Origin of the sequence: Mesorhizobium sp. M7A.F.Ca.ET.027.03.2.1 (assembly GCF_003999175.1) — a bacterium.
In the GTDB taxonomy this organism is placed as follows: Bacteria; Pseudomonadota; Alphaproteobacteria; order Rhizobiales; family Rhizobiaceae; genus Mesorhizobium.
The window spans coordinates 1-10738 of the sequence record NZ_RZOM01000080.1 but is presented as its reverse complement, the minus strand read 5'-3'; the positions used below and the strand labels follow the sequence as shown (position 1 = coordinate 10738).

Genomic DNA, 10738 nt, shown 5'->3' with positions numbered 1-10738 from the left:
GTTCGCGGCCAGCGCTCGAGGGCGGCGGCAAAGGCATCGGCCAGCGCGTCCTCGGCGGCGGCCACGTCGCGCGTGCGCGCAGCGAGCCAGGCGACCAGCTTGCCGTAGCTCTGCCGGGCGGCAGCCTCGGCGGCCGCCCGGGCGGTCTCGGAGCGACTGTCCATCACATCGTCATTTCTCAGACAGGTACTCGGTCAGTTCCCAGATCGGCCGCAGCTCGACAGTGCCGGCGCTGGCCGCCGGGCAGCGCGCCGCCCAGGCGATCGCGGCGTCGGCATCCGCGGCCTCGATCATGTAGAAGCCTGCAAGCTGCTCCTTGGTGTCAGCATAGGGGCCGTCGAGGACGTTGGTCTTGCCACCAGCCACCCGAACCGAGGTGGTCGCCTGACTCGGGCGCAGCCGGTCACCGGCCAGCCACGCGCCGGATTTCTTCAGGGCCTCAGTATAGGCGCCATAGGCGGCACTCATCTGGTAGGTCGCCTCGGCCGGGGCATTCGCCATCGCGGCTTCGTCGGCGTAAATCAAAATCATGTATCGCATGGTCTTCTCCCGTTGTTTCGAAGGCCGCGTCGTTGCGAGCCGGACGTATGTCGCGCAGCAGCGCACGATTTCGACAGGCTGCGGAAAAACTTTCCGCTCCGACGGATTTTTGTGCAAGCCGCCATCTGCTTCCCGATCTCTCAACCGTTCGTCTAACGAGCACAATTGCGGGTTGGCATTTCCGGCCCACTGTCTAAACTCGCCCCGGTTCGCACCTGGGAGGCGGTGCGGTCGTCGATATTTCAGGGAGGGAAATCGGATGTTTCATTTCAGAACGAAACTTGTTGCAGCCGGCGCTGTGGCGCTGTCACTTGGCCTTGGCGCTGTGTCGGCAGGAGCCCAGGAATTCATCAACGTGCTGACCGGCGGCACATCCGGCGTCTATTATCCGCTCGGCGTGGCGTTGTCGGAAATCTACGGCAAGGGCATCGAAGGCGCGCGCACCCAGGTGCAGGCGACCAAGGCTTCGGTTGAAAACCTCAATCTGCTGCAGCAGGGCAAGGGCGAGATCGCTTTTGCGCTCGGCGATTCCGTCAAGATGGCCGCCGAAGGCAATGCCGAGGCCGGTTTCCCAGGCAAGCTCGACAAATTGCGCGGCATCGCCGCCATCTATCCCAATTACATCCAGATCGTCGCCAGCCAGGAGTCCGGCATCAAGACGCTGGCCGACCTCAAGGGCAAGAGCCTGTCGGTCGGCGCACCGGCGTCGGGCACCGAACTCAATGCGCGCGCGATCTTCGCCGCCGCGGGGCTGAAATACGAGGATCTCGGCCGAGTCGAATACCTGCCCTTCGCCGAATCGGTCGAGCTGATCAAGAACCGGCAGCTCGACGCCACGCTGCAATCGGCCGGGCTCGGCGTCGCCTCGATCCGCGACCTCGCCACCTCGGTGCCGATCAATGTCGTGGCGGTGCCGGCCGAGGATGTTGCGAAGATCGGCTCGCCCTATCTTTCGGTGGTCATTCCCAAGGGTACCTATGAGGGCCAGAGCGAGGATGTCGCCACCGCCGCCGTCGGCAATTTCCTCATCACCCGCGCCGATGTCTCCGACGAAACCGCCTATCAGATGACCAAGCTGATGTTCGACCATCTCGACCAACTGGCCGCGGCCCATGCCGCCGCCAAGGCGATCGACCCGGCCAAGGCGCTCGCCGGCATGCCGGTGCCGCTGCACCCCGGCGCTGAGCGTTATTACAAGGAGAAGGGGTTGTTGAAATAGCGGAGCATGGCTCGGCTATCTGAGATGCCCGGCAGGGCAGAGGGGGGCGCCTGGCGCTACAATTCGCTTGCTTTGGAGTGCGTCGGATGAGCGAAATAACCGACGGCAAATCCGCCACCTTCCATCTGCCTGCCGTCGAAGAACAAGTCGAAGGACTGCCACCCGGCTTCGGCGACGGCATCGCCGGCAAGGCCGCCTTTCTCATCGCCGTCGCCTTTTCCGTGTTCCAGATCTATGTCGCCGCCTATGGCAGCATTCCGAGCCAGGTGGTGCGGGCCATGCATGTCGGCTTCCTGCTGCTGCTCGGCTTCGGCCTGATCGCCAACCTGCGCGCCAAGAGCATGCCGGCCAAAGCAGCGTTCTGGGCGCTCGGCGCGCTCGGCTTCGGCACCGGCCTGTACAATTGGGTGTTCTACACCGACCTCATCCGCCGCTCCGGCTTCCTGACCACGCCGGATCTCATCGTCGGCGCGGTGCTGGTGGTGCTGGTCTTCGAGGCGGCGCGGCGGCTGATGGGGCTGCCGCTGGCGATCATCGCCTTCATCTTTCTCGCCTACTGCTTTTTCGGCAACCATCTGCCGCCGCCGCTCGTCCATCGCGGCTATGATTTCGCCCAGCTGGTCGACACCTTCGCCTACGGCACCGAAGGCATCTACGGCACGCCGATCTATGTCTCGGCCGCCTACATCTTCATCTTCGTTGTCTTTGCCGCCTTTCTCGAACGCGCCGGCATGATCGCGCTGTTCAACGATTTCGCGCTCGGCCTTGTCGGCACGTGGCGCGGCGGCCCGGCGCAGGTCTGCGTGCTGTCGTCGGCGCTGATGGGCACGATTTCCGGCTCGGGCGTCGCCAATGTGGTGGCCAGCGGCCAGTTCACCATCCCGCTGATGAAGCGCTTCGGCTTCCGCTCGGCCTTTGCCGGTGCCGTCGAGGCGACCTCCTCCATGGGCGGCCAGATCATGCCGCCGGTGATGGGCGCGGTCGCCTTCATCATGGCCGAGACGCTGAACGTGCCTTATGCCGATGTGGTCAAGGCGGCGATCATCCCAGCGCTGCTCTATTTCGGCGCGTGCTTCTGGCAGGTGCATCTGGAAGCCGGCAAGGCCGGGCTGCACGGCATGGCCAAAGCGGAGCTGCCCAATCCATGGGACGCGGTGCGGCAACACTGGCCGCTGGTGCTGCCACTGGCAGCCCTGATCTACCTGCTGTTTGCCGGCTATACACCGATCTTCGCCGGCACGATGGGCCTGGCGCTGACCATCGTGCTCATCCTCGGCACGCCGCTGGCAGCAGCGATCGGACCGCTCGCCTTCCGCATCGTCTTCTGGATAGCGCTCGGGCTTGCCGCCGCTTCGTTCATGAAGTTCGGCGTCAACCTCCTCGGCCTGGTGATCGCCGCACTGGTCGTCGCCTGCTTCACGTTCAGGGGCGGCCGCGAGACGTTGCAAATCTGTGTCGACTCTCTCGCAGAAGGGGCGAAGAACGCGCTGCCGGTCGGCATTGCCTGCGCCATCGTCGGCATCGTCATCGGCACGCTGACGCTGACCGGCATCGCCTCGACCTTCATCGGCTGGATCATCTCCATCGGCGAGAACAATCTGTTCCTGTCGCTGTTGCTGACCATGCTCACCTGCCTGGTGCTCGGCATGGGCATCCCGACCATTCCCAACTACATCATCACCTCGTCGCTGGCCGGGCCGGCGCTGTTGGAACTCGGCGTGCCGCTGCTGGTCAGCCACATGTTCGTCTTCTATTTCGGCATCATGGCCGATCTGACGCCGCCAGTGGCGCTGGCCGCCTTTGCCGCGGCACCCATGGCTAGGGAAAGTGGCCTGAAGATCGGCATCCAGGCGACTAAACTCGCCATTGCCGGCTTCGTCGTGCCGTTCATGGCGGTCTACACGCCGGCTCTGATGCTGCAGGACGCCGGGCCGATCGCCGCCCAGTTCGGCTATCCCGTCGAGGTCGCCTACATCGTCGCCAAGGCATGCATGGGCATCGTGCTGTGGGGTGCCGCCGCCGTCGGCTTTCTCGCCCGCCGCATGGCGGGGTGGGAACGCCTGCTTGCCTTCGCCGCCGGCGTGCTTCTGGTCGCCGCGGTACCGCTGACCGACGAGGCCGGCTGGGCGCTGGCGCTGGCCTGGATCGGCTGGCACTGCTTTCGTGCGCGGCAGGCTTCAGTCAAAACATGAGCCTTTGCATCCTGGCCGCCGGCAAGATGGTGACGTTCTCCGTCGCCGCCTTTACGCTGTCCTGGACGCATTCGGTGGAACGGACGCGTTGGGAGGAAGACTGGAAGGTCACGCCTATCGGCCTGCAGCTGGTCGAGGCGCGGGTCAAGGGCTCGGGCGCCGGCATGGAGCCATCGGAAGGCGCGGTGCTGAAGAATAGCTGGTGGGCCTATACGCCCACGGTCGGCCCACAGCGGCGCGTCATACTCGCCGCCTCCGGCGCAACCGGCGACGGCTGGACGCTGTGCTCGGTTCAAGGCTGCAGGGAACTGGGCAAAAGGGCCGGCGACGCGATCGTGCTGAAGCCGTGCGAATCCACCGGTTCGAGCCAACCGCGATAGCGCCCGATCAATGCGCTGAGCGGCGGCTCCAGCAGCCACATCCTCAGTCAAGGAACCGCTCGCGCAGCTCCGGAGAAGGAACCTCGCAGCTGTCCTTCCTGCCGAACAGCGCGTAGCGATTCCTGGCAACGCGATCATAGAGCCAGTCGCGCAGCGGGCGCGGCAGCAGCAGCAGCGTTTTTGCCGCCCGCCAGGGCCAGCCGAGTTCCGCCATGACAGCGACGAAGCTGTCGAGCCGCGTGAAGGCGACGCCGTCGATCAGGACGAGGTTGGTTTCGTAAGAGTCCGTGCGCAGTCCATGCTTCCGAAACAGCGTTTCACCGAAGGGCGACTGCGCGGTGGCGAAGCGGAAACGGCCTTGGCGATCGAGCCTGACCACCATGCGCACGAAGCCTGAGCAGAGCACGCAGACGCCATCGAAAACGATCAATCGATGGCGTGCGTCGAGAGTTGTTCCGGAGGGACGATTTGACTGGGGTCGACTGGGTTGGGAATGGTCGGTCACGCTGGCCTCGGCTGCTCGTGTCCTATGACACTAAGCCGGCCAGCGTCGGTATCAAAGCCGTGGCGATGTCGCACGGCGCCTGTCGGCGAGAGCGGGACGCTCGGCGCGATAGGTGGTGGCGCGGATAGAGGCGGCCGGCCTGCAGATCCTGCTGTCGTGGCGATTTTCGAAAGCCATGATCAGTGCGCGCCCAGCGAGTTGCCGCGACGGGCGCAAGCAGGGCCGGGCCCGCGCATGTAATAGCGCTCGGGCCGATAGGTCGGCGCGACGAATTCGCGGATGGCGGCGGCATAGCCGATGAGGTGCGCGAGGAAGTTCATTACCCTTGTCCCTGTCCCGATTTTCGGATGTCCCTTCCGAATTGCGGTCATCATAGCGTCGAGGCGTGAATAGTCGGTGAACGTGATGTTAATATCTGGTCGAAAATGCCTCGCTTCGTGGCTGGATTGCGGCTGATTCGGGGTCTTTCGGTGCAGTTCGTCGGCATTCCGGCCAATGTGACTTTTGCATCACATATGTTTCGTTTGAATGTCGCGCGCGCGCGGTTCTGTTTCAACTTTTGCCGCGCCCGCGAAATTCAGGTGCTGGCGGCCATAAGGCCTCGGGCGCGCCCTTGGCATCCAGATCGGTCCGTGAGCGCGGAACTGGAGCGCGGTCTGTCCGTTCTCACCTTCATCTGGTTGTGGAAGGGAGATATCATGGCGCCGCGTCCGGCCTGGAGAGGCTATTTAAAGCTTTCGCTGGTCACCTGTGCCGTCGAACTCACCAATGTCGTCACCCACACGGAGCGGGTCTCGTTTCGGATTCTCAACCGCAAGACCGGCAACACGGTGAAGCGCCTCTATGTCGATGCCGAAACCGGCAAGCCTCTGGGGGAGGATGACGAGATCAAGGGCTATGAACTCGACGATGGCGATTTCATCCATATCGAGGAAGACGAGATCGAGGCGGTGCAGATCGAATCCTCGCACACGATGGCGCTCGACGGTTTCGTCGACAAAGCTTCGATCCAGCAGATCTATCTCGATACGCCCTATTATGTCGCCCCGGCCGACAAGGTGTCGGAAGAAGCGTTCGCCGTCATTCGCGACGCGATGGCGGGCAAGAAGATGGCCGGGTTGGCGCGTCTCGTGCTCTACCGACGCGAACGGCCGGTGGTTATCGAGCCGCTCGGCAAAGGCATGGTGCTGACGACGCTGCGCTACGACAACACGGTGCGCCAGCAGGACACCGTCTTCGGCGACATCGAGTCGGTGAAGACCGATCAGGAGATGACCGACCTCGCCGAGTTGATCATCGACAAGAAGAAGACGAAGTTCGATCCCTCGAAATTCGACGACAAATACGAGGACGCGCTGCTGGAGCTGATCCGCGCCAAGAAGGCTGGCCACAAGGCGCCGAAGGCCAAGGCGGCGCCCAAGCCTTCCAATGTCGTCAATCTGTTCGACGCGCTGAAGAAGAGCCTGTCAGATTCCGGATCATCGAAAAAGCCTTCGTCGGCGAAAGCCAAGCCGGCGGCCAAACGCGCCAAGCCGAAAGCCAGCGCGCCCAAACGCAAATCGGCCTGAGGAACCCAACGGATGGCCAGCCTCGAACAATATCACTCCAAGCGCGATTTCAAGAAAACCGCCGAACCGGCCGGCAAGGTCGCCCGGACCAAGCAGGGCGGCGCGGGCGGCATCTTCGTCATCCACAAGCATGCCGCGACGCGGCTGCATTACGACCTGCGGCTCGAGCATGACGGCGTGCTGTGGAGCTGGGCGGTGACGCGCGGCCCGAGCCTTGATCCGCATGAGAAGCGACTGGCCGTGCATGTCGAGGATCACCCGCTAGAGTATGCACCGTTCGAGGGTACCATTCCCAAGGGCGAATATGGCGGCGGTTCGGTCATCGTTTGGGACGAGGGCACCTGGACCCCCGAGATCGACCCGGCCAAGGCGATGAAGAAGGGCCATATCAGCTTCGAGCTCAGGGGACACAAGCTGCATGGGGCATGGCATCTGGTGCGACTGAAGCCGCGTGCGGGTGAAAAGCGCGATAACTGGCTGCTGATCAAGTCGGACGATGCCGCAGCGCGTCCTGGCGAGGACATCCTCAAGGAGGCGCCGGAATCGGTGAAGTCGGGCCTGACCATCGAGGAGGTCGGCGAGGGCAAGACCGCGAAGGGTGAGAAGCCGAAGGTCTGGCATTCCAACAAGCCGGCCGCCGGCAAAGCGAAACCCGGCAAACGCCTCGACTTCATCGAGCCGCAGCTGGCCACGCTGGAGCGCGATGCGCCGCCGGGCAAGGACTGGCTGCATGAGGTGAAGTTCGACGGCTATCGCATGCAGGCACAGATCGCCGGCACCGACGTGCGGCTGCTGACCCGGACCGGCCTCGACTGGACGAAGAAGTTCGGCGGCGAGATCGTCGCGGAGTTGGCCGGGCTGAAGTGCAGCGACGCCATCATCGATGGCGAGGTGGTCGTGCTGGCCGACAGCGGCGTCTCGTCTTTCGCGCTGTTGCAGCAGGATCTGTCGGCGAAGCGGACGAATCGCTTCATCTATTACGTATTCGATCTGATGCGCCTCGATGGAAGGGATTTGCGGCGCGAGCCGCTGGTCGAGCGCAAGCAGGCCTTGCAGGATTTGCTCGGCAAGCAGTCCGACAATCCGGCGGTCCGCTTCAGCGACCACTTTTCCGAACCCGGCAAAATCATGCTGGAGCATGCCTGCCGGATGGGCCTGGAAGGCGTCGTCTCCAAGCGTGCCGATGCACCCTATCGCAGCGGCCGCGGCCCGACCTGGGTGAAGTCGAAATGCACGGCGCGGCAGGAATTCGTCATCGGCGGCTATCTGCCGTCGGACAAGACCGGGCGCGGCCTGCGCTCGATCCTGGTCGGCTTCCACGAGGGCGGCAAGCTGCATTATGCCGGCCGCGTCGGCACTGGTTTCTCCGGCAAGGGCGCCAACGAGCTGAAGGCAAAACTCGATGCATTGACGGCAAAAACATCGCCCTTCTCCACCGCGGTGCCGAAGGGCAAAGGCCTGGTCTGGGTCAAGCCCGAACTTGTCGGCGAAGTGGAGTTTCGCAGCTGGACCTCGGACCGTATAATACGCCACGCCTCGTTCCAGGGATTGCGCGAGGACAAGCCGGCGGAGGAAGTCGTGCAGGAAAAGCCCAAAGCGTCGACACGCAAGCCATCGACAGGCAAGAGCACGGCCAAGCCGGCATCGGGTGGCAAAGCCGCCGGATCGATGACGACCACGGTAAAACTCTCGCATCCCGACAAGCTGCTGTGGCCGGACGAAAACATATCCAAGCAGGGCCTGCTCGACCATTACGCGCAGGTTTGGCCGCGCATGGAACAGTTTGTCGTCAACCGGCCGCTCAGCCTGGTGCGGGCGCCGGACGGTGTCGGTGGCCAGCGTTTCTTCCAGAAACATGCCTCGGCCGGTATGAGCGACAAGATCGCGCGCATGAAGGATCCGACTGACGGCGAGGAGATCTTGTACATCCGGGATTTCGATGGTGTCGCCGCACTGGTCCAGTATGGCGTGGTCGAGATCCACATCTGGGGGTGCACGATCGACGAGATCGAAAAGCCCGACCAGATCATCTTCGATCTCGATCCCGATGAAGGTGTCGACGTGAAAGCGGTCCGCGAGGCGGCACTCGATATCAGGGGCAAGCTCGACGAGCTGTCGCTGCCGAATTTCGTCAAGACTTCGGGCGGCAAGGGTTTTCACGTCATGGTGCCGCTGAGACCAGCGTCGGATTGGGAGGAGGTCAAAACCTTCGCCCATGATTTTGCCCGTGCGCTGGAGCAGGGTGCCCCCGACCGCTACACGGCGACGCTGTCGAAAAAAGCGCGTACGGGAAAGATCTTCGTCGACTATCTGCGCAATGGCAGGGGCTCGACGACGGTCGCGCCCTATTCGTCACGCGCCAAGAAGGGCGCCACGGTGTCGATGCCGGTGACGTGGCCAGAGATCGAGGCCGGCTTGGCGCCGAACGCTTTCCCGATCGGCGACAAGACTACGCTGAAACAGCTGGCGAAAGCCGATCCGTGGTCGGATTTCTTTAAGCAGGGCAAGGCTCTGAGGCGGGGTTAACGCTTCGCCCGTTCAGGACAGAAACACCCTCTCAAACGCCTGTCTACCCGGCGGCGAGAAGATCACCGCGCGGCTGTCCTTCTCGCGGCGCGCCCATTTCTCGGCCAGGATCTTCTCGAGGATGGCGGCGCCCAGCGTGCCGGCGAGGTGCGAACGGCGCACGCTCCAGTCGAGGCAGGCGCGGCACACCGGCCGGCGCGGCTTGGTATAAACGTCGATGCCTATCGCCGCGAAATGCGAAGCCGCCGATGGCCCGAGCCTGATCTCCTGTTCGTCGCGGACCAATACGTTTTTGGCGACGAGCCGATCGAGCATCGCCACCGCCTGCTCGCCGGCGAGGTGATCGTAGCAGACGCGCGCCACGCGCATGGCGCCATCGCGCGGACCCGGGCGCACACGCCTTGGACCGACGGCTTCCGCGACGCCTGTGATGGCTTCGATCATGCCCGCCACCTGCGGTCCGGCGAGGCCGTAATAGCGATGCCGGCCCTGGCTCGCCACCGTGAGCAGCCCACCTTCCATCAGTTTGCCCAGGTGCGAGCTGGCGGTCGGCAGCGAAACGCCGGCCTCGAGCGCCAGTTCGCTCGCCGTCAGCGCCGTGCCGCCCATCAGGGCATTCAGCATGTTTGCCCGTGCCGGGTCGCCGACCAGGCTGGCGATGCGGGCGATGTCGGGTCCTTCACGCATAGTTCGTTCCTCATCGAAGCGTTCTTGTCAGATAATCACTATTCTCAGGTGAGATCAAGGAGACGATGATGGCCGAACGAACCGCTTTCCCCTCAGCCCCGCTCCCCAGCCGTCAATTCTTCCCGTTCGTCAGCTGGCTGCGTTCGCGGCAGCTGGCCCGCTGGTATGACCGCCATTTGCAGCGTCTGGACCTTGCCGAGATCGATGATCATCAGCTGCGCGATCTTGGGCTAGCGCGGCAAGACGTGCGCCGCGAATGCGCGAAGTCCTTCTGGCAGCCCTAGCAGACCAGACGACACAACGTTTCGATGCCGCTCGAACTATCGACGCACCCCAAGGAGACCACAATGACCATCACCTGCTTCATCCGCTACGAGATCGACCCGTTCGGCAAGGCGGCCTTCGAGGAGTATGCGCGCAATTGGGGCCAGGCCATTCCACGCTGCGGCGCCGATCTGATCGGTTACTACGCGCCGCATGAGGGCTCGGCGACGACCGCGTATGCCGCCTACAACATCGAGAGCCTGGCGGCCTACGAAGCCTATCGCGCCCGGCTTGCCGCCGATCCCGCCGGCAAGGCAAACTACGAATTCGCCAAGCGCGAGAGATTCATCCTGAAGGAGGATCGCATGTTCCTGAAACTGGCCTCAGGCCCGCACGCGAAACTGGTGCTGCCGTGATTGCCGTCATCTTCGAAGTCGAGCCGGCGGAAGGCCGGCGCGACGCCTATCTGAGCATCGCCGCGGACCTGCGTCCACTGCTCGACGGCATCGACGGCTTTCTTTCCATCGAGCGTTTCCAGAGCCTGGCCGATCCGAACCGCATCCTGTCGCTGTCATTCTGGCGCGACGAGGAAGCCGTGAAGGCCTGGCGCAACACCGAGGAACACCGGCAGGCGCAGAAGGCCGGCCGTGGCGGTATCTTTACCGGCTACCGATTGCGCATCGCCCATGTGGTGAGGGATTATGGGCTGACGGAGAGGGACGAGGCGCCTAGGGATAGCCGGGCGGTGAATGGGTGAGTGGCAAGTTTCTTCCTTCTCCCCCTGTGGGAGAAGGTGTCGCCGCAGGCGACGGATGAGGGGTGTTCCAGGGAACGCCAACGTCTCACTCCGCTGGAAC

Annotated in this window: 13 protein-coding genes and 1 pseudogene; 8 read left to right on the top strand and 6 right to left on the bottom strand. The window is 63.7% G+C overall.

The window, feature by feature from the left end:
- A pseudogene (locus EN750_RS40495) lies at positions 1–164 on the bottom strand (RNA polymerase subunit sigma-70); the annotation flags it as partial.
- Positions 165–171: 7 nt separating this feature from the next.
- On the bottom strand, positions 172–540 hold the full coding sequence (locus EN750_RS06005; RefSeq protein ID WP_127267556.1) for a YciI family protein: 369 nt from the start codon (positions 538–540) through the stop codon (positions 172–174).
- Positions 541–799: 259 nt separating this feature from the next.
- Between EN750_RS06005 and EN750_RS06000 the strand changes: the two genes are divergently transcribed.
- From EN750_RS06000 to EN750_RS05990, 3 genes are all read left to right on the top strand, one after another.
- Complete coding sequence (locus tag EN750_RS06000) at positions 800–1759, top strand: TAXI family TRAP transporter solute-binding subunit (protein ID WP_127395885.1); 960 nt, start codon at positions 800–802, stop codon at positions 1757–1759.
- 86 nt (positions 1760–1845) lie between these two features.
- The gene (locus EN750_RS05995) at positions 1846–3951 is read left to right on the top strand and encodes a TRAP transporter permease (protein WP_127395884.1); all 2106 of its coding nucleotides are present in this window, start codon (positions 1846–1848) and stop codon (positions 3949–3951) included.
- A complete protein-coding gene (locus tag EN750_RS05990) occupies positions 3948–4331 on the top strand; it encodes a DUF1850 domain-containing protein (RefSeq protein WP_127395883.1) in 384 nt (127 codons plus the stop codon). Before EN750_RS05995 ends, EN750_RS05990 begins: the two co-directional genes overlap by 4 nt.
- A gap of 43 nt (positions 4332–4374) precedes the next feature.
- Here EN750_RS05990 and EN750_RS05985 read toward each other — a convergent pair whose 3' ends face one another.
- From EN750_RS05985 to EN750_RS05980, 3 genes are all read right to left on the bottom strand, one after another.
- Positions 4375–4761, bottom strand: coding sequence for a DCC1-like thiol-disulfide oxidoreductase family protein (locus tag EN750_RS05985; RefSeq protein ID WP_281062270.1), 387 nt, complete (start codon positions 4759–4761; stop codon positions 4375–4377).
- Positions 4762–4887: 126 nt separating this feature from the next.
- Positions 4888–5013: a hypothetical protein gene (locus EN750_RS41455; protein WP_281062269.1), complete on the bottom strand. Its 126-nt coding sequence runs from the start codon at positions 5011–5013 to the stop codon at positions 4888–4890.
- Positions 5014–5015: 2 nt separating this feature from the next.
- On the bottom strand, positions 5016–5156 hold the full coding sequence (locus EN750_RS05980) for a hypothetical protein (RefSeq protein ID WP_013528645.1): 141 nt from the start codon (positions 5154–5156) through the stop codon (positions 5016–5018).
- A gap of 378 nt (positions 5157–5534) precedes the next feature.
- Between EN750_RS05980 and EN750_RS05975 the strand changes: the two genes are divergently transcribed.
- Both EN750_RS05975 and ligD read left to right on the top strand, forming a co-directional pair.
- Positions 5535–6404 (top strand): Ku protein, encoded by an 870-nt coding sequence (locus EN750_RS05975; protein ID WP_127395881.1) that lies wholly within the window; start codon positions 5535–5537, stop codon positions 6402–6404.
- A gap of 12 nt (positions 6405–6416) precedes the next feature.
- On the top strand, positions 6417–8930 hold the full coding sequence (gene ligD / locus EN750_RS05970; RefSeq protein ID WP_127395880.1) for a DNA ligase D: 2514 nt from the start codon (positions 6417–6419) through the stop codon (positions 8928–8930).
- Positions 8931–8942: 12 nt separating this feature from the next.
- Here the strand turns inward: ligD and EN750_RS05965 are convergent, their stop codons facing one another.
- Complete coding sequence (locus EN750_RS05965) at positions 8943–9617, bottom strand: winged helix-turn-helix domain-containing protein (protein WP_127395879.1); 675 nt, start codon at positions 9615–9617, stop codon at positions 8943–8945.
- Between the two features lie 68 nt (positions 9618–9685).
- On the opposite strand from EN750_RS05965, the gene EN750_RS05960 reads away from it, so the two are divergent.
- The 3 genes from EN750_RS05960 (at position 9686) to EN750_RS05950 (ending at position 10638) form a co-directional block, all read left to right on the top strand.
- Positions 9686–9901, top strand: coding sequence for a DUF1127 domain-containing protein (locus tag EN750_RS05960; protein WP_127395886.1), 216 nt, complete (start codon positions 9686–9688; stop codon positions 9899–9901).
- 63 nt (positions 9902–9964) lie between these two features.
- Positions 9965–10297 carry an NIPSNAP family protein gene (locus EN750_RS05955; protein WP_013528650.1) on the top strand — a complete coding sequence of 111 codons (333 nt, stop codon included), beginning with the start codon at positions 9965–9967 and terminating at the stop codon, positions 10295–10297.
- On the top strand, positions 10294–10638 hold the full coding sequence (locus tag EN750_RS05950) for an antibiotic biosynthesis monooxygenase (protein WP_127383493.1): 345 nt from the start codon (positions 10294–10296) through the stop codon (positions 10636–10638). Before EN750_RS05955 ends, EN750_RS05950 begins: the two co-directional genes overlap by 4 nt.
- The last annotated feature ends 100 nt before the right edge of the window (positions 10639–10738 follow it).